We start from the raw sequence: 17,332 nt of genomic DNA, 5'->3' as shown, positions 1-17,332 counted from the left end.
TTTAACATCGTCAATACTCGTGTTTAGTAGAGTGCGTGCATGCCGAGCGACGAATCGCGCACCGCCTTGCTCGACGCCGGAGAACGCCTCATCGCCGAACGCGGCCTCGACGTGCCGCTGCGCGACATCGCCGCCGCCGCGGGCCAGCGCAACAACTCCGCCGTGCACTACTACTTCGATTCGCGCACCGGACTGATCGAGGCCATCGTCGAGCGCCGGATGAACTGGCTCGAACAGCGGCGCATGCAGCTGCTGGCCGCCCACGAGGCCGACGGCCGCACCAACGACGTGCACACCCTCGTCGCCATGCTCGCGACCCCGATCCTCGAACTGCTCGGCCACGACCGGGTGACTCATCTGGGCCGGTTCCTGGAAGTGGTACGCACCCATCCCGTCGTGGCGGACGCGCACCGTCTCGCCGACGCCGACCGCGCCGCCGTCCGCATCATCGCCACCCGCCTCGACGCCGCGCTGACCGCTCTGCCGCGGCGGCTGCGCAGGCAACGCCTGGAAACCATGGCCACCGTCATGTTCGCGTTGATCGCCGACTACGAACGCACCCTGGAAGCGGGGGTGCGCACCGCCCACCCCGGGGACGCCGCGGAGATCGTGGACATGATCGTCGCCATGCTCACCGTGCCCGTCCCCGAGCGCACGGCCGCCGCGCCGGGGCACTGAGACCGGCACCCCTCAACCCAGCACCGGCCGTGTACCCGGGGCGACGACCAGCTGCCGACGCACTTGCGGCCCCGCGGTATCGGGGAACCGTCGGTGCAGCCGGTCGATATAGCGGCGCACCACGCACAATTCGCTGTACAGCTCGTGCCGCGCGGCGGGATCGTGGCGGTAAGTGGATTCGATGTCCCGCGCCAACGTCCGGGCTTGCCGGGTCAGCAACTCCAAGAAGACCCGAGCCTGGGCGAGGTCGGCGTCGTATTCCATTCGGTAGGCCGATCTGTCGTTCGATTCCTGTATCGGTCGCCCAGCGCTCCCCGTGCCGCGGTCCTCGGCAGATCGGAGCAGAACATGATGCTAACCGAGCCTCAGCCTCTCGGGCGCCGAAATGGAACCGTTCGACCGCTATCGCCTGGCGATCACGTCCGCACTCGTCGACCGAACGCCGTCGGCGGGGATGCGCCGTGCCGGACTCGGTCGGATCCCGCTCGCGCGTATGGTGATCGTATGGGCGTCATCGGGGAGCTGTTTCCTGGCAAGAAGCTGAACCATGAGGGCAGCGAGGACAGCGACGGGCAGACCCATACACCGCGGTTCGACATCGATCTCGACACCGGAGTGGTACGGGTGCCGCGCGCGGACCGGACCCCCGAGGACCACGGCGACGGGCGAGAACAGGCCTAGGATCGGCCCCGGTGTACGAAGCCATGCCACATCACCTCTGTGGCACCGCCCCGCAAATTCCGCTCGGACAGAAAACATCTCGCTGATCGCAACCCGTTACGACAGCGGTGCGCACCGGTAGCGTCGCCGCAATGGGCAAAGTTGGTGGGCGACGACGGCCTCTGAAGACCGTCACGGGAGTCAGCGGTGCGGTCAGCGTGTACGCGGCGGCCATCGATCCGTCCGCCACGACGATCGCGTCATCGATCGAGATCGCGAAAATCGCCGAACAACACAAATTCGACGCCCTCTTCGCCGCCGACCTGCTCAGTTTCGGCGCACAAGGCGCCATCGGCGCCCAGGAACCGTTGATCTTCCTGTCCGCGCTGAGCGCCGTCACCTCGCACGTCGGCCTCATCGCCACGGTAACCACCACCTTCCACCACCCCTACAACCTCGCCCGGCTCTTCGGCACCCTCGACCACATCAGCAACGGCCGCGCGGCATGGAACGCGGTGACTTCCTCGGTGGGGGAGGAGAACTACGGCGACCAGGATCTGCCGAGCCCCGAAGACCGGTATGCCCGCGCCACCGAATCCCTCGAGGTGGTCAACGCCCTGTTCGACAGCTGGCAGTCCGGCGCGCTGACTCCCGACGGGCACGGCGGCGCGATCCTGGACGCCACCCGCGTGCGGCCCATCGATCACGCCGGGCGGTACTTCACCGTCCGTGGACCGCTGAACATCCCGCCCCTACCGCAGCGCAGACCCGTGCAATTCCAGGCCGGGCAATCGGCGGGCGGCATCGAACTGGGCGCGCGATTCGCCGAGGTCGTGTTCACCTCACTGCCGACCCTCGAAGACGCGGTCACCTACACCAAACGCATTCGCGCACGCGCGAGCGAACTCGGCCGCGCCGAAGGCCTGCCGCTGATCATGAGCTCGTTCCACGCCACCTACGGCGCCACCGAAGCCGAAGCGAAGCGCCTGGCGCGGGAACAGGCCGAGGCGACCGACTTCGAAGCGGGACGCGCCGCCCTCGCCGACATGCTCGGCGGCGGCGTCGACCTGTCCGGCCTGCCGCTGGACAAGCCCCTCCCGGACAACGTGCTCCCCGACGTGGCATCCGTGCACCGCCGACGCGGCCGGGTAGAGATCTTCAGCAACTTCGCACGGTCGGGAAAGACACTGCGAGAGCTGATCATCGCCGCCAAAGACACCGGCCACTGGGCCGTCGCGGGCACCCCCGAACAACTCGCCGACGCGATCGAAGAACGCTACGACGCAGGCGTTCTCGATGTGATCTCCCTCGGCGGACTCGCCGACGAACGCACCCGCGACTTCGTCGTCAACGGACTGCTGCCCGAACTACGCCGCCGCGGCATCACCGGTTCCGACTACGTCGGCGCGACCTTCCGCGAAAACCTCGAACTACCCCCGCTACCGGACTGACACGTGCGGCACGCAGCCGCTGTCACATCAACTCGGCGAGATGGGCGCGCGACCACGCGCACATACCGTGCACCAGCCGCAGCAACTCGTCTCCGGCAGGGGTGAGGGAATACTCCACCCGAGGATTGGCCGTGTGGTGATCACGCCGCGCGACCAAACCCTCCCGTTCCAGCGAACGCAGTGTCTCGGTCAGCATCTTGTAGCTCACGCCCTCGATCGACCGATGCAACTCGCCGAAACGGCGTTCGCCGTCCCCGATCTCCTCGAGCACCCGCAACGCCCACTTCGTCGACAGCGCCGCGAAAACACGCCGGGCGAGCGCCCTGGCCTGCTGCTCCTCGGTCTCGGACATCCTCACCACTCACCTTCGAGTGCGTACTGCCGGTCGTGCCGATCCGCGCCTAGCGTCGGACCGGTGCGCATCCTGAAAACCTATGCCAGAGTCTTCGTCACCGACCTCGACACCGCCCTGCCGACCTACGAACGGCTGGCCGGAGCGAAAGCCGATCTCCGTTTCGGCTTCGAGCGCGCCGAACTCGCCGCCGTCGGCGACTTCCTGCTCATCGCGGGCCACCCGGACGATGTCGAGCGCTACCGGACCACCGTCGGCCCGGTCATCGTCGATGATCTCGACGCTCTGCTGCGGACGGTGACCGACTACGGCGCTGAACTCATCGCAGGACCACTCACCAGCGCCACCGGGACATTCGTCTACGTCCGGCATGCCGACGGAGCCGAGCTGGAATTTGTGCAGTGGTCGCCCGAGACACGAGCGCGCGTACTGGGACCGGACCACACCATCGGGCGCTAGCGGGTGAGGACCGGCGTCGACCGATGCCCTGAGGCTTCCGGCCGCGGCGGGTTCGTGTTCCGCACCCACGTGACGTTGGCGACCAAGTCGTCATCGAAGACCAGTTCGTCCCACAGCAGCCGCTCGGCGGCGTCCGGCGTCGGCTGTACCGCCGGACGCGGCGCCGCCGCGACGGCCGCGGGCTGCTCGGGCTCGGCGGGCGGCGGCGTCACCAACCACGACAGGGCCCGCATCGGGCTGAGGCCGTAGCGGCGAGCGCCCTGCGCGATCGCGGCCACCGCGGCGGCGCAGCTCAGCACGCCGGCGACCAACGCCACGGGCGTGAGTCCGGCGCTGGCCATACGCCGTTCCCCGCTGCCCGACCCACCCTCGCCGAAGATACGGTGCAGCAACCCCGCGCCGAGACCTTCACCCGGATCGACCAGGATCCGCAATTCCGGCCCCCTGGCATCCAGGTACAGCAAGGCGCTCAGCACCACGATCGCCGCCAGCACACTGGAGCCGATCACCAGGTGCGCGAACCCGCGGGTCCGCAACCGCAGCTGCGCCACCACCGCGAACACGGTGACGACCATCGCTGCCGCGGCCAGCAGACCCCAGGCGCCGCTGATGTTCACGTCACGGAATTTCGACACCGACCACTCGTCGAAACCATTGGTCGCCCCGGTGACCCGGCCGAACGCGTCGGAGCGCGCCTCGCCACCCGAACCCGACGCCGAAAGCCACGGCTGGAACAGCAAGGCGAAGCCGACCGCGCTCGCGGTCGCGGCGAACAAGAAGCCCCAATCCACACCCCGTGGTGGCGTCGCCCCGCGTCCGGTGCCTCCGGAGCCACGGCTCCGACGGTCGCGCGTTTTGCTTGCCTGCCAAGGGGTTGGTTGTACCATTGCTCCAGTTTCGCCGGTGCCGCATGAATAACCTTGCCGCCCAGAGCAATAACAGCGGAATTGCTCCAGAAGCCGAATATCGCGGCACATCGATAAGATGTAATTCGATCGGGCATCATCGGCCATCGACGAAAATCACCGTAAGTAGCTGCGCGACAGCAGGCAAGCGTGATCGATCTCCCACGCATCGCCGCAGCTCCCACGGCCTACCGACGAAGAGCGACCCAACCGGCGAGTAACTTTTCGCGCACGGCGTTGAACTCGACATTCGCAGATTTCACCGCAACGATGCCCAACGCACCGCGCCCCGATTGCTGTGACACGCTTAACAAGACAGCACTAGGACGTCGGTCACAAAATTCACGCGGCACGAACTCGACACGGCCGGAAATTCGCGAATCCCCGCCGCCCGAACGCATTCCCAGCAGCACCGCCCGAAGCGGACATCCCGCCGCTAGTGCCCCTCCGCGGCCGCACGCGCATCCGCCACCGCCCGGGCGATCCGCGCCAGACGCTCCTCCGGCACCTCCACCGCGCCGTCGGCATCGACCAGCACCGCGGTCGGATAGATGTCGCGCAACAGATCCGGGCCACCCGTCGCGGTATCGTCATCGGCCGCGTCGAACAGCGCCTGCACCGCCAGACGCAACGCCGCCTCCGCATCGATCGCACGGTGATAGGTCTTCTTCAACGACGACTTCGCGAACACCGACCCCGAACCGACCGCCGTGTAACCGAAACGCTCCTCCTGCCGGCCACCCACCGCGTCATACGACACGATCCGCCCCGCCCGCTCCGGCTCCACAGCGTCCGGGTCGTAGCCGACCAGCACCGGGATCACCGCCATATCCTGCAGCGCCGCAGGCAGATTGGCCCGCACCATCGCCGACAACTTCGTGGCCTTGCCGTCGAACGTCAGCGGCGCTCCCTCGATCTTCTCGTAATGCTCGAGCTCCACCGCGAACAACCGGATCATCTCCACCGCCATCCCGACCGTGCCCGCGAAACCCGCCGCCGAATACGTGTCGGTGACGAACACCTTCTGCATATCGCGCGTCGACACCAGATGCGCCATCGTGCCCCGCCGATCACCCGCCACCAGCACACCACCGCGATAACCGATCGCGACGATCGTCGTCCCGTGCGGCGCGACACCACTCGCGCCACCGCCGAAATCCGGATCCGGCAACAACCGCGGCGCATACCGGCGCAGATACTCCGAGAAGGACGCCGCCGGGTACCGCAAGCCGAGCGGCAGGTGACTATCGGTCGTCATGAATCACCTCTCCGGGCGGAGCGTGCCCCACCCGCGAACGCGTGCACTTCCGCCCGACGTTACCGGAACCCCACCACCACCCGGCGACAACCGCGCTAGGCCGGATCCTCCCCGACACAGGTCTCCGCCGCATCGATGTGGACACAGGGAACCGGAGCCCGCGTCGGCCGATAATCCGGCGCCACACCACCCGCGCGGATCAGCCGGGCATACGCGTCGACCCCATCGGTCGGGCGGCGCGCCAACGTCGGATCGGTCAGCACATCGACCGTATAGAGCCCGAACCGCGGCGCATAGGAACCCCACTCATAGTTGTCCGTCAGACTCCAATAGTTGTAGCCGACCACATTCATCCCATCGGCCTTCGCCCGCTGCAACCAATACACCGTGTCCCGCAGATGATCGGCGCGGGTATACCCATCCGGGCGCACCTGCCCGTTCTCCGTCGGAAGCCCGTTCTCCACCACATACAGCGGCCGCCCCGGAAACTGGCGCGCGTAATGCCGCAACGCGTAGTAGATACCCTCCGGATGCACCGGCAGCTCCCACATCGGCGGACCCCCCTCCGCACCGCCCTGCGCCGCCTCCCCGGTCTGCGGCAACGGAGCGAAGTAATAGTCCAGACCGATGAAGTCCAACTTCGCCGAAATCCGATCCACGATCGGCTGATTCACCTCCGTCTCCGCACCCGCCACATACCCCAGATTGCTGGTCACCTGAGCGCCCGACCGATAACCGTGGATGACGTCGTAGATCTCGTTGTGCGCCTGCGCGATCCGATCCAGCATCACCGGCGCCTCATCGACACCGATCCCACCCGTGCGCAACTCGGTGCCGACATACGCCACAGGCTCGTTGAACGTCACCCACAGCGGATCACGCGAGGCATACCGCTGCACCACCTTGCGCATGTTCGCCAGCCAATCCTCCACCATGCCCGGATCGCGCCACCCGCCCCGATCCACCGCCCACCCCGGATACACCCAGTGATCCAACGTCAGCATCGGCCGCATCCCCGCCGCGACGATCCGGGCGATCACATCGTCGTAGAACCCGAACGCCGCCTCATCCCAGGCATGCGGCGCCGGCTGCAACCGCGCCCACTCGATACCCACCCGATACACCCGCACGCCCAGCCGCGCCGCCAGATCGATATCGGTGAGATAGCGGCGAGCGAAGTCCACCGAATCCAGATACGGATCCGCCGTCCCACCCGACGCGATGAAACGCGACCAGTTGCTGTCCGGTGCATGGCCCTCGGACTGAAACCCCGACGACGCCACGCCCCACAAGAAATCCCTACCGAACGCGGGCAACTCCCGGCCCGGCTGAGCAGCGGAAACCCCCGAAGCCATCAGCATCGCCGCAGCGGCCGACAACGCGGCGAACCCGCGCCGGTGAGTGCGTGTACGCATCGCCGTAGCGTAACTGTGAGATTGCTGGTGACCGGGGGAGGAACTCGCGTGTCGTAGATCCCACAACCGTCACAATCCGGGCTCGCCCCAACCGCGACCGCCGCGCCAACTCCACGCCCACGGCGAACCATCCTCCGCCGCACTTGCCGACCTCGCGGTATTCGACCCGGCCGCAATAGTTCTCACCGCCTCCGCTGCCGAAGGCCCGCCGCCCGGATCACCATGATCGACAGTCATAGCCCCATCCTCCCAGCGCGTCCCCAGGAAACGCCGCACAACATCACACAAGCGAATCAATTGACCGAGCGCATCCGCCGCCGATCGACCAGACTTGCCCAGGTGACCAGATACGCATTCGATGCCGACCGCGCCGCCCTCGTCGCCACCTGGGCGACCGGACGAGGCGACCTCGCCCAGACGGTGGCCACCCTGCCCCCGCAGGTGACCACGGACCAGGCAACCGATCTGGCGTCGAACCTCACCACCCTCTCGCGGTTCCAATGGCGCACCTACACCCACCCCGCCAGCGCCGCGGGCGACCCCGACGTCCCCAACAGCGAAGCATGGCGCCGCGCCGAAGAACGCCGCAACTTCAAAGAAGTCGAAGCTGGACTGCGCAATCCCCACCTTCCCACCGACGAAGGACTACTCGTCTCCTACAGCGGCGTCGTCGAATCCGCCCACCGCATCGGCCGCACCCTGCACGACATCGACCACGCCGCCCTGCTCGAAACCGTCGCCGCCGAGGTACGCACCGAACAGGAAGCCATCGAATCCGCCGAACGCGGCGACCTCTCCGGCCGCGCCCGCCAAGCCGTCGAACTGTCCCGTCCCGACGTATCCCCGGCCCAGGTCCACGCCGCCGACGCACTCCTGCGCAACGACCCACTCGGCAGCATCGAACTGTTCACCGAACTCGACCCCGCCTCCGCCTCCGTCGCCGCGGCACACTGGCTCTACGCCGCCGCCGAAGTCGCAGGCGAGGCCGCGAACGTAGCCACCACCGATGTCGTCGCCGAAGCCGACGACATCGAAGCACTCCAAGTCGAGACACCCACCCTCGTCCTCGAACGACTCGCCGCAGGCGACACCCCGACCGAAGTCGTCCTCGACCTGATCGCCGAAGCGATGGCCGTCCACGAAGGCCGCGTCCCGGCCCCCTGGAGCCTCGTCGCCCGCGTCGCCGACATCGAAGCCCAAGCCCACCGATTCGGCGTCGACGCCGACACCCGCGAAGCAATGCTCACCAGCTTCCGCATCAGCCGACTCGACCCCGCCCGCCCCGCTCTCGACCTCTTGGAAGACCTCCTCGACGGTATCCGCGGCTGCCTGCTGCTCTACGCCGCCCACACCGAGCACGACGACGCCGAAACCGAAAGCCGCTTCGCCGAAGACGTGCGCCTCGAAGCCGACGCCGACCCCGAAGACCTTCTCTGAACGCCGAGGCGGGGCACGGCCACGCCCTGCCCCGCCGGGAGTTCAGCGAGAAACTTCATCGGACCCAGCCGATTCCGAGGCCAACCAGGTACGCAACGCGCGGTAGACCGCCGCGTGATTGAGCAACGTGAAGTGATGCGCCGATGCGACATGCATACCCTTGTCGACATCGAACCCGATGCGCCGGGTCCGAGCCCGGCCCGAGCCACTCGGTGTGAGAACCAGACCGTCACCGATCACACGCCCCAGCGGATGCCGCGAATTCCGCGTGACCGTGGCGGTAACGAAATAATGCTCCGCGTCCCGCAGCAGCGGAACCTCCCGAACCACCCGGCGACGCAGCGCGTCGGCGTCCAGATCACGCCAATCCTCGTCCACCAGGGAGCCGTCCCGAAGGTCCCGGATACCCGCGCTGCGGCGACGCAACAGCCGCCCGAATGGACGAGTTTCCGGAAACCGCACCAGCGCCGCCGACGCGTAATGCACCAACTGCTCCAGCGGCGCGCCCATATGCGGTGAACCCAGGCACACCACGTGGCGCACCCGCCGCACCCACGGCACCCCGGCTTCACTCGCCACAAAGCACGCACCTCGGGCGACCAACCCACCCATCGAATGACCTACCAGCGACACCCGCTCGATCGGCACCGGCCACCCGTCGACCAAGCCCTGCATCAGCTCGCTGAACTGCGCCGCGTTCTCCGAGATATGCAGACCGGTGTTGTACCGGACCTGCAACGACGTGCATCCCGTATCGGACTCCAGACGCTCGGCATAGGTCGGCCCGCCGCCCAAACCCCACGCGTGCTCGGTTTCCACCAAGCCGTGCAAGAACACCACGACGTGCGCGGCGGGCCGTTGAACGCGCGCACCGACGAGCTCCGCGGGCACGGGAGCGCCGTCGATCCGGAACGTCATCGGACCGGCCAGAATCGGCCGCGTCCGTTCGAGATCATCACCGATCAAACCCTGCAGCGCGGCCAGCAATCCCGAGCCGTACACCGTGCGTGACAGTGCGACGCCGGGCAGATCCGCTGCCCGTTCCGCGACCATGCCCGCCGCCACCGCGGATCCACCGACCACGCGGTAGACGTTCTCCGCGATCGCGTCGTGCATCAACTCGACCGGAGCCGCCGCAGGCCCCACGCCCCACCGCACCGCCGCGAACACGCGCTGCGCGATCGCCCGGTGCACGGCCGCGATCCCGTCGACCGCACCGCCGAGTTCGTCACCGGCCAGCCGGGCCAGCGCCCTGACCTCCGCTTGCCGCTGGGGCACACCCTCCGTCACAACCTCAGTGTACAAGTGTGCACTGAAAAGTGAACCCTACGGCACCCGCGACACGGCCACCGCCGCCTCGGTGAGACTGCCCAGATACAGCACGCCGTCCTGCTCGACCACGCCGGTCACCATCGAATAGTCGGTGCCCTCGACCTGAAGGTCGTGCACGACGTTGCCGTCGAAATCGACCGCCAGCACCCACACCGTCCGCGCAGGCTTCGGCTGCACCCACTTCGGCAGCGTCCACACGATGCGCCGCAGAATGCCAGGCAGCGGAAGCAGGCGATCCAGCAACGGATTACGCGGCGAAGGAAGCGTGATCCAGATCAGGCCGTCGCTGCCGAGGCCGAGGTTGTCCGGGAATCCGGGCAGATTCTCGATCAACGGTTCCTGCGTTCCCGCCTTCGGGCCGGTCAGCCAATAGCGCTTGAGACGGTAACCGCCGGTCTCCGCGACGACGACGCTGGAGCGATCGGGTGCCAGGACGACGCCGTTGGCGAATTGCAGATCGTCGATGAGCGTCTCCACGTTGCCCGCGGGGTCCCGGCGGAACAGGCGACCCGTGCCGGAGTGCTCCAGGATGTCACCCATGTATTCGTCGAGCGAGTACCGGCGCGACGACGCCGAGAAGTAGATCGTGCCGTCGGCATCGCGCACCACATTGCTGGCGAACCGTAGTCGCTCGCCGTCGATTTCGTCGACCAGGACGTTCAGCCCGCCCTCGGCGTCCAGCTCCAGCAGTCCACGTTCGAAATCGCAGATCAGCACGCGCCCGTCGGCGTCGGCGTGCAGACCGAGCGGGCGGCCTCCGGTGTTCGCGAGTTCACGGACGTCGCCGGTCGCCGGATCGATGCTGAGGACCGCACCGCCTTCGACGCCCGCGATGATCCTGCCGTCGGGGGAGAGGACGACATCTTCCGGGCCTGCACCCGGCAGCTCGAGGCGCCGGATGTCGGGAAGAGGTGGAGCACTACGAGTTTGATGCGCTCGTGCGGGGGAGCGCGGTGGTGTCCAGCGTTGCGGCTGCATGGTCGAGGCGAGCATGGCATCAGGGTAGCCGGGGGAGTGCGGAGGCCTCGGGAGAAACGGTGCGCGGTCGGGGACCGCTTATGGGCGGAGGCGGAGGTACCCAGGACGGATGTGTTCGCACTGCGAAAAACATGTCGCTACGTAGATATGCGCATCTACGAATGTTACCCCCATTATTCTAACCAAACTCACTCAACCCGAACGAACCAAAGCAGCATTGAAGGGAAGGGGAGCGTGCGAGATCGGCGACGACTACGCAGAACGGGCGGCCCCTCACGCTGCTGCCCAGGCCGCCTGTCGCGGCAATCGCGCCGCCGGGAGCACGGCGGCCTGGGCAGCGGCATCGAGACGTCAGGGCTGGTGGGTGATGGTGTACCAGAGAATTGCCAGGGTACCGATCGTGAAAAGCGGTGCGATGATGAAGGTTTCGACCTTGTTCCCGGTGCGCTCGATGACGGGAAGGCTGACTCGTAGGCCGAAGGGCCAGAACAGGCGGCAGCCGCGCTCGGTGAGGCAGTCGCCGAGCAGGTGGGCCAGTGCGCCGAGTCCGACCGCGAACGGCAGCCAGACCGGCTTGTCGGCGATCCAATGTTCCATGGCGAACGTGCCCGCGGAGGCGAGCACGACGATCGGTCCCCATGCCTTGAAGTTGTTGCCGGACGGGCACAGATGCAGTGCGCGCACAGCCAGGGCGAGGAGGAAGAAGACCAGGCTCAGGGTGAACCAGTGCCCGAGCCAGTGCTCGCCGGCCCACGCGCCGTAGGCGGCGGCCGCGACGAAGGCCAGGGAGTGCGTGGCGCCGCGATGGCCGCCGGAGGCCCAGGAGATGAGCTTGCATGCGGTGTGCGTGATCGGACCCAAAGTGTGCGAGATGGTCCCGTCGGGGTGGTCCGCGTCTGGCAGCAGTGCGGCCCCGGCCGTGAGAAAGACGCCGAGCAGCAGGTCGACGGTACCGAGATGTCCCGTCGCATCCTGGAGAGCCGGAAACGTCAAGATCGTGACCGGTAGCGTCGCCGCTGCCGCCGACCAGGCCAACGCGCCACTGGTCGCATGTGAATGTCCAAGCACGATTCGAACGTTAGTTCAGCTTGCTATCGGTTCGCGAATGCCGCTGTGCGAGGTCGGAAGTCGGGCGGGAAGCGTGTCCTGCGTTCGGGCTTGCGCGGAAATGAGGTAGGGGAGTGCTGGTAAGAGTCGTGGCGATGCGTAAAACGTTCTGTAGGTGAACAATCCGGTTCAGCGCGGGATGCGGGCGTGAGAACCGTTCATGCATACCTCGCGACATCATGAGCGTCGCTTGAAGCGATCCGCGGTGCGCGTGCATCAGCGCGTGAAGGAAAAAAATTGCGATACGTTCCTTTGCGTATATATGCATGATTCCCACCTGCAACCGAAGTTTCGATCCAGCCGGACTCAAACCAAAGCAGCATCGAGGCCAGGGGACCAGGCGTGATGTGAATCCAGTGCTAGAGGACGTCGCCGATGGCAACAGTCGCTGCTGCCATGATCCGGCGCGCGAGGTCGGATCCGTCGACCGGGCCGGTGGTGTCGACGGCGACGACCGGCGTGAGCGCGAGCGGTTCCGCCAGGCGCGCCCAGTGGTCCCAGTCGTGCGCGAGGTGCGCGTCGTCGTGGTACAGGGCGGCACGTGTACGGCCGCGGTATCGGTCGCGGGCGAGCTCGGGCGGAACCGAGCACCAGACCTCCACTGCTCGCGTCGCGCCCGATTTCGCGATGCCGTTGGCGGCGTAGCGCGCATCTCGGGGTTTGAACCACCACGAGTCGATCACCGCGACACCGGGAAGCGCGGCGGCCAGCGCCCAGGCGGCCTCTGTCGCGATCGCCCCGATATTCGGCAGTACCGCGGTGTGATCGAGCCCTGAGCCCAGCGCCTCTTTGATGGCGTCCCGCGTGATCAGGTGCGCACCGAGTTCGAGCGCCAGCGCCGGAGCCAAGGTGGACTTCCCGGAGCCGGGTAGTCCGTTGACGAGAACGAGTAGTTCGCAGATGGCGACGAACCTCCGGGGCGATCGAGAAGAACAAGTCGGCGAAGGGCCTGATTCTCGTTGCGCAGCGCCATGACCGGCAAGCCGGAAGGAGGGCGTGTTCGGCCAGTGAATCTATCGCCGATGGTTTCCCAGACCTGGGGATCTCACTTCGCACTCCGCGCATACGCTGCATCGCATAGCGCTAGATGATCGATAGCTATATCTCGATCCGGACGTCTGGACGAAGCGTGGCAAATGTCTGGTTTCGATCAGATCGGCTCAACCAGTGGTAGGCCCTGCGGAGGAGGTTGTGGTGGGTGAGGGGCGCGGAGTTCATCTGTGCGGCAGTGTGCCGTTGGCGGATGCGGAAACAGTCTTCACCGAGGCGTCGCGGCGAATCGGCAAGCACTTGAAGCGCATTCCGGATGGGGAGACCGGAGTTCGGGACAACTGGGTAGTGTGGCAGTTGCCCAAGATGCAGGCGCATCCGGACCTGGAAACCATTCCGCCGCCGAGCCCCGAGTACGGGCCGAGCGAGCGGGTGCGGCCCAAGCCCGGCGTGGACGCGGCGTCGATCGACTTCGGTCCCTTGGGTTACGCGGAGGCGGCGCTGGAATCCTGGCGAGTCTTCCACCGGCTGCGTGAGGACGGGACGATCCCCGCGGGCATTCGGTTCCAGGTGAGCTTGCCAACGCCTATCGCGGTGATCGGTGCGTTCGTCGCGGGTCCGCAGGGCGAGTTGGAGCGCAGGTACGAGGCGCGGCTGCTCGACGAACTCGCCGTCATCCTCGGCACGATCCCGGCGGAAGATCTTGCGGTGCAGTGGGATGCCGCGGTGGAGTTCGCCATCTTCGAAGGCGTCTTCCCGTCGTGGTTCGGCTCCGACTACCCGACGCAGCTCGAGGAAGTGGGGCGGCGGCTCGTTCGGTTGGGCGGTGCTGTGCCCGAGCCGGTAGATCTTGGTTATCACCTCTGCTACGGCGATTTCGGTCACCGGCACTTCGCCGAACCCGCCGATACCGGCAAGCTGGCTGCGGTCGCCGGCCGTATCCTGGGCGGGCTGGAGCGGCGGGTCGACTGGATTCACCTGCCGGTTCCGCGCTCGCGTACCGATGCCGACTATTTCAAGCCTCTCGCCGATCTTGTTTTGCCATCTGGAACGGACTTGCACCTCGGGCTGGTGCACGCCACCGACGGCCGTGCCGGCGCGCTGGCACGGATCGAAGCTGCCCGCTCGGTCGTCGGCGAGTTCGGCATCGCCACCGAGTGCGGTATGGGCCGCCGTCCGGCCGGTCAGATTTCCACGTTGCTGGATCTGCACGCGGAACTCGCGGACTTGCTCGCTTGAATCCGCCTCCTCGACGCCGGGTCATATTTCGGGGTTGGGCCCGGCGCCGAGCCGCGAACCGGCGCGGACACCGACCACGACCACATCGTCGTAACGCACGGCTACACGCTGACCTTCGTCATCACCACGTGGATGATGCTGCCGATGGAGGCTGGCGGTTTCGTTTCGTTCGCAACCGCGCGACCCTCAGCCTCGCCGATACGTCTCACTTGGATGCGCCGGGAGATGAGGCTTCTTCGAACCGGAGGGGCGGTTACCAGTCCTCTAGTTGACATAATGTTGATTATCGGCGCAATTTTGGGGCGGTTCGCAGCAGTGATTGTGCGGCGTATTCGTTGTCTGTCTGTCCGATCCGGTAAGGCGAGAATGATTCGGTGAGTTCAAGGGCTGTCGGGCTTCTGCTGCGATTCCGGGAGTGACCTGATTGCGTAACCTGCTGCGTACAGATTGCGCACCGCCATTTTGTCACTGTGACGTATTGCGTAGCCAGGTGTGCGCCGATACGAAGAACTTGGCAAATATGCCGTCGACGTAAGACACTCCGCGGCAGTGGATGATTGGTCGGCGACGTCGTGGAACGAACGGTTGGGCGACGTCGACCGCATCGTTGCGGACCTGCCCCCTACCCAGGATGGCAGCTCTGCCCTCGGGCAAGGTGGTAGAGACGAAAGAATCCGGTTTCGACAAACAAGAGGACACCCATGCACTGGGCTGTAGAACAGCTGAGCCGAATCATGCCGCCGCCCCCGGATGGCGGCGACCTGGTCGACTGGGACGCGCTGCGTGTCGAGACCGGATGGGAACTGCCAGCTGACTATCGCGACTTTGTCGCGGTGTATGGGATGGGGGCGATCAGTGACTCGATCGGCATCAGCACGCCCCACTTCGAGGGCTCTCCGTATGAGGACCACATGTTGTTCCGCGCCGAGCAGCGGGTCGCGGACGGGGAGTTGACCTGGGCGTCGAACGAGGCAGGTGACGACTTCCTGTGGCGATGCGTCGGCGAGCCAGAGCGGTGGGAGGTGATCTTCCGGCCCAGGAGCCGTGGTCAGGACCACGGATACGAGATGGGAATGGCCGAGTTCCTGCTGCGCCTGGTGCGGGGCGAGATCCATCCGCCGCTGGAGGCCGAACTCGCGATGCCGACCACGTTCGAGTCGTGGCGGGAAGAAGAAGGGCGTCTACTCGACGTCGATGGCAACCTTGAAGGCTTCTGATCGCCCTGCAAAGACCTTCCCATCGTGGTACCGAGCGCTCGGGTGCGGAGGCGCGACGACCGCTGTTGGAATGGGTTGGTTGACGAGTCTTGGAAATTTCCTAGATCGGGCTCGTCGAGGCTAGCGGCGGCTCGGTGGACCGGGATGGTGAGGAAGCGTGGCGGGTGTACCGCGTGGTGTTGCTGGATGGCTGTCGTCGCGCAGTCCAGTGATCGGTGATTGGCTCTGGTTGTGGTGGCCAGTTGCGGGCACGCTGGGTCGGTGCTGGTTCGTCGGTTGGTCGCGTTGTATGTCGGATTGTGGTTGTACGGGTTCTCGATGGCGGTGATGGTGCGGGCGGGGCTCGGGCTGGATCCGTGGGATGTGTTTCATCAAGGTGTGGCGCGGCACGTGCCGATCAGTTTCGGTGCCGTCACAGCACTGACCGGTGTCGCGGTGCTGTTGGCTTGGATTCCGCTGCGACAGTTGCCGGGTCTGGGCACGGTGAGCAATGTCGTGGTGATCGCCGTGTCGGTCGATGCCGGGCTCGTCTGGCTGCCGTCGTGGGATGCACTGGCGGTGCGGGCCGGTGCCATGGGGGCCGCTGTCGTGTTGAACGCGGTGGCGAGTGTGTTGTACATCGGCGCGGGTATGGGTCCGGGCCCGCGGGATGGACTGATGACTGGACTGGTCCGGTGCACCGGGCGATCGGTGTGGGTGGTGCGCACGGCGATCGAGGTGACGGTGTTGACGACGGGATTGGTTCTCGGCGGCAGCGTCGGTGTGGGGACTTTGGTCTACGCCTTCGGGATCGGACCGCTGATCCACCTGATGATCCCTGCTGTGAACCGATTCCTGCCGGGGTTTTCGCCGTCGAAGCCGGTGCTTGCCGTCGGCGGTGAAGTGGTGGAAGCTCCGGCCGGGTAGCTCGACTCCCCTACTCCTCTTCGACGCGTCTTCGAATCGTCACAGTGACGACAGGGTGTGACTTCGATGTCGGTTCAGCGGTGTGGTCCGAAGCTCACCTCGGCGAGCCGGTCCAACTCGTGCAGCGCCGCATCGTGTGGCAGAACTGGAACGATGCCCAGCAATGTGCGGTGAATTCCCAACTCCGCCAGGTATTGCAGTTGGTGGCGCTGTGGTTGGAACAGTGTCGCGATCACCGGCACTGGCGCTCGACCGTGGCGGTCGGCCAGGGCCTGTAGTTCGCGGATCCCCCTCGCCAGCTCGTCGAGTGGAATGCCGACGGGGGCCAACCATCCGTCGGCGTGGTCGAGGATGCGTTCGTGTGTGGATGGTCCCCAGCCGCCGAGCCACACTGGAGGGCGCGGCTGCTGGACTGGCTTCGGCCACGAGTACAGCGGGTCGAAATCGACGAATTCGCCGTGGAATTCGGCTTGTCGGTGGGTCCAGATGTTTGTCATCGCAAGGAGTCGTTCGCGCTGTAGCGCAACTCGTGTTCTGGGATCGGTGCCGTGGTTGCGCATCTCTTCACGCAGCCAGCCGACGCCGACGCCGAGTTCGAACCGTCCTCCCGAGGCCAGGTCCAGGCTCGCCACCTCCTTGGCCAGAATGATCGGATCGCGTTGGACGACCAGCGTTACGGCCGTGCCGATCCGTAACCGTTGTGTCGCGGCGGCTGCGAACGACAGTGTGACGAACGGGTCGAGATTGCGGTGGTAGTCGTGTGGGATCTCGTCGCCACCGGGGTATGGCGTGGTGACCGTGACCGGTATGTGCGTGTGCTCGGCGACGAACAGCGACTCGAAGCCGCGGTCTTCCACTGCCCGGGCGAGGTCGGCCGGGCCGATGCTTTCGTCGGTCACGCCGGTGAAGATTCCGATCTGCATTGGGCTACGGTAAACATTGACGCCA

The 17,332-nt window shown here is 66.3% G+C and carries 18 protein-coding genes; 8 read left to right on the top strand and 10 right to left on the bottom strand.

The genetic code is table 11. The features are described 5' to 3' along the window. Positions 1-39 precede the first annotated feature (39 nt). On the top strand, positions 40-678 hold the full coding sequence (locus tag ACFV2O_RS16605) for a TetR family transcriptional regulator (protein WP_379252512.1): 639 nt from the start codon (positions 40-42) through the stop codon (positions 676-678). Positions 679-690: 12 nt separating this feature from the next. Here the strand turns inward: ACFV2O_RS16605 and ACFV2O_RS16600 are convergent, their stop codons facing one another. Continuing rightward, complete coding sequence (locus ACFV2O_RS16600; RefSeq protein ID WP_379252511.1) at positions 691-942, bottom strand: hypothetical protein; 252 nt, start codon at positions 940-942, stop codon at positions 691-693. 240 nt (positions 943-1,182) lie between these two features. On the opposite strand from ACFV2O_RS16600, the gene ACFV2O_RS16595 reads away from it, so the two are divergent. Next, entirely contained in the window at positions 1,183-1,359 is a 177-nt protein-coding gene (locus ACFV2O_RS16595; RefSeq protein ID WP_379252510.1) for a hypothetical protein, read from the top strand. 131 nt (positions 1,360-1,490) lie between these two features. Beyond that, complete coding sequence (locus ACFV2O_RS16590) at positions 1,491-2,789, top strand: NtaA/DmoA family FMN-dependent monooxygenase (protein WP_379252509.1); 1,299 nt, start codon at positions 1,491-1,493, stop codon at positions 2,787-2,789. A gap of 22 nt (positions 2,790-2,811) precedes the next feature. Here ACFV2O_RS16590 and ACFV2O_RS16585 read toward each other — a convergent pair whose 3' ends face one another. Further along, positions 2,812-3,141: a winged helix-turn-helix transcriptional regulator gene (locus ACFV2O_RS16585; RefSeq protein ID WP_379252508.1), complete on the bottom strand. Its 330-nt coding sequence runs from the start codon at positions 3,139-3,141 to the stop codon at positions 2,812-2,814. Positions 3,142-3,204: 63 nt separating this feature from the next. Between ACFV2O_RS16585 and ACFV2O_RS16580 the strand changes: the two genes are divergently transcribed. Next, a complete protein-coding gene (locus ACFV2O_RS16580; RefSeq protein ID WP_379252507.1) occupies positions 3,205-3,600 on the top strand; it encodes a VOC family protein in 396 nt (131 codons plus the stop codon). On the opposite strand, the gene ACFV2O_RS16575 is transcribed toward ACFV2O_RS16580, so the two are convergent. The 3 genes from ACFV2O_RS16575 to ACFV2O_RS16565 all read right to left on the bottom strand — a co-directional run bounded on the left by ACFV2O_RS16575 (position 3,597) and on the right by ACFV2O_RS16565 (position 7,178). Then, positions 3,597-4,376 (bottom strand): hypothetical protein, encoded by a 780-nt coding sequence (locus tag ACFV2O_RS16575; protein ID WP_379252506.1) that lies wholly within the window; start codon positions 4,374-4,376, stop codon positions 3,597-3,599. The genes ACFV2O_RS16580 and ACFV2O_RS16575 overlap by 4 nt on opposite strands. 565 nt (positions 4,377-4,941) lie before the next feature. Beyond that, a complete protein-coding gene (prcB, locus tag ACFV2O_RS16570) occupies positions 4,942-5,763 on the bottom strand; it encodes a proteasome subunit beta (RefSeq protein ID WP_379252505.1) in 822 nt (273 codons plus the stop codon). 95 nt (positions 5,764-5,858) lie between these two features. Next, the gene (locus ACFV2O_RS16565) at positions 5,859-7,178 is read right to left on the bottom strand and encodes a family 1 glycosylhydrolase (RefSeq protein ID WP_379252504.1); all 1,320 of its coding nucleotides are present in this window, start codon (positions 7,176-7,178) and stop codon (positions 5,859-5,861) included. Positions 7,179-7,517: 339 nt separating this feature from the next. Here ACFV2O_RS16565 and ACFV2O_RS16560 point away from each other — a divergent pair, with 339 nt between their 5' ends. Beyond that, entirely contained in the window at positions 7,518-8,615 is a 1,098-nt protein-coding gene (locus ACFV2O_RS16560) for a hypothetical protein (protein WP_355078027.1), read from the top strand. A 42-nt stretch (positions 8,616-8,657) separates the two neighbouring features. Here ACFV2O_RS16560 and ACFV2O_RS16555 read toward each other — a convergent pair whose 3' ends face one another. The 4 genes from ACFV2O_RS16555 to ACFV2O_RS16540 form a co-directional block, all read right to left on the bottom strand. Then, positions 8,658-9,905: an esterase/lipase family protein gene (locus ACFV2O_RS16555; RefSeq protein WP_379252503.1), complete on the bottom strand. Its 1,248-nt coding sequence runs from the start codon at positions 9,903-9,905 to the stop codon at positions 8,658-8,660. Between the two features lie 36 nt (positions 9,906-9,941). Continuing rightward, positions 9,942-10,940 (bottom strand): SMP-30/gluconolactonase/LRE family protein, encoded by a 999-nt coding sequence (locus ACFV2O_RS16550; RefSeq protein WP_379252502.1) that lies wholly within the window; start codon positions 10,938-10,940, stop codon positions 9,942-9,944. A 336-nt stretch (positions 10,941-11,276) separates the two neighbouring features. Continuing rightward, positions 11,277-11,993: a metal-dependent hydrolase gene (locus ACFV2O_RS16545; protein ID WP_379252501.1), complete on the bottom strand. Its 717-nt coding sequence runs from the start codon at positions 11,991-11,993 to the stop codon at positions 11,277-11,279. A 398-nt stretch (positions 11,994-12,391) separates the two neighbouring features. Further along, complete coding sequence (locus ACFV2O_RS16540; RefSeq protein ID WP_379252543.1) at positions 12,392-12,934, bottom strand: AAA family ATPase; 543 nt, start codon at positions 12,932-12,934, stop codon at positions 12,392-12,394. 292 nt (positions 12,935-13,226) lie between these two features. Here ACFV2O_RS16540 and ACFV2O_RS16535 point away from each other — a divergent pair, with 292 nt between their 5' ends. From ACFV2O_RS16535 to ACFV2O_RS16525, 3 genes are all read left to right on the top strand, one after another. Then, complete coding sequence (locus ACFV2O_RS16535; RefSeq protein WP_379252500.1) at positions 13,227-14,261, top strand: hypothetical protein; 1,035 nt, start codon at positions 13,227-13,229, stop codon at positions 14,259-14,261. Between the two features lie 734 nt (positions 14,262-14,995). Continuing rightward, on the top strand, positions 14,996-15,478 hold the full coding sequence (locus ACFV2O_RS16530; RefSeq protein WP_379252499.1) for a hypothetical protein: 483 nt from the start codon (positions 14,996-14,998) through the stop codon (positions 15,476-15,478). Between the two features lie 261 nt (positions 15,479-15,739). Further along, positions 15,740-16,384, top strand: coding sequence for a YitT family protein (locus ACFV2O_RS16525; RefSeq protein WP_379252498.1), 645 nt, complete (start codon positions 15,740-15,742; stop codon positions 16,382-16,384). 74 nt (positions 16,385-16,458) lie between these two features. On the opposite strand, the gene ACFV2O_RS16520 is transcribed toward ACFV2O_RS16525, so the two are convergent. Further along, entirely contained in the window at positions 16,459-17,307 is an 849-nt protein-coding gene (locus tag ACFV2O_RS16520; protein WP_379252497.1) for an LLM class F420-dependent oxidoreductase, read from the bottom strand. Between the last annotated feature and the right edge of the window lie 25 nt (positions 17,308-17,332).

Origin of the sequence: Nocardia sp. NPDC059691, from assembly GCF_042733915.1 — a bacterium.
GTDB classification, from domain to species: Bacteria; Actinomycetota; Actinomycetes; order Mycobacteriales; family Mycobacteriaceae; genus Nocardia; species Nocardia sichangensis.
This window is presented reverse-complemented; position numbering and strand designations above follow the sequence as displayed.

What these genes read in the sequence shown, in the direction of transcription:
- ACFV2O_RS16605 (WP_379252512.1), top strand. Translation starts at nt 40, where the DNA reads ATGCCGAGCGACGAATCGCGCACCGCCTTGCTCGACGCCGGAGAACGC.
- ACFV2O_RS16600 (WP_379252511.1), bottom strand. Translation starts at nt 942, where the DNA reads ATGGAATACGACGCCGACCTCGCCCAGGCTCGGGTCTTCTTGGAGTTG.
- ACFV2O_RS16595 (WP_379252510.1), top strand. Translation starts at nt 1,183, where the DNA reads ATGGGCGTCATCGGGGAGCTGTTTCCTGGCAAGAAGCTGAACCATGAG.
- ACFV2O_RS16590 (WP_379252509.1), top strand. Translation starts at nt 1,491, where the DNA reads ATGGGCAAAGTTGGTGGGCGACGACGGCCTCTGAAGACCGTCACGGGA.
- ACFV2O_RS16585 (WP_379252508.1), bottom strand. Translation starts at nt 3,141, where the DNA reads ATGTCCGAGACCGAGGAGCAGCAGGCCAGGGCGCTCGCCCGGCGTGTT.
- prcB (WP_379252505.1), bottom strand. Translation starts at nt 5,763, where the DNA reads ATGACGACCGATAGTCACCTGCCGCTCGGCTTGCGGTACCCGGCGGCG.
- ACFV2O_RS16565 (WP_379252504.1), bottom strand. Translation starts at nt 7,178, where the DNA reads ATGCGTACACGCACTCACCGGCGCGGGTTCGCCGCGTTGTCGGCCGCT.
- ACFV2O_RS16550 (WP_379252502.1), bottom strand. Translation starts at nt 10,940, where the DNA reads ATGCTCGCCTCGACCATGCAGCCGCAACGCTGGACACCACCGCGCTCC.
- ACFV2O_RS16530 (WP_379252499.1), top strand. Translation starts at nt 14,996, where the DNA reads ATGCCGCCGCCCCCGGATGGCGGCGACCTGGTCGACTGGGACGCGCTG.
- ACFV2O_RS16520 (WP_379252497.1), bottom strand. Translation starts at nt 17,307, where the DNA reads ATGCAGATCGGAATCTTCACCGGCGTGACCGACGAAAGCATCGGCCCG.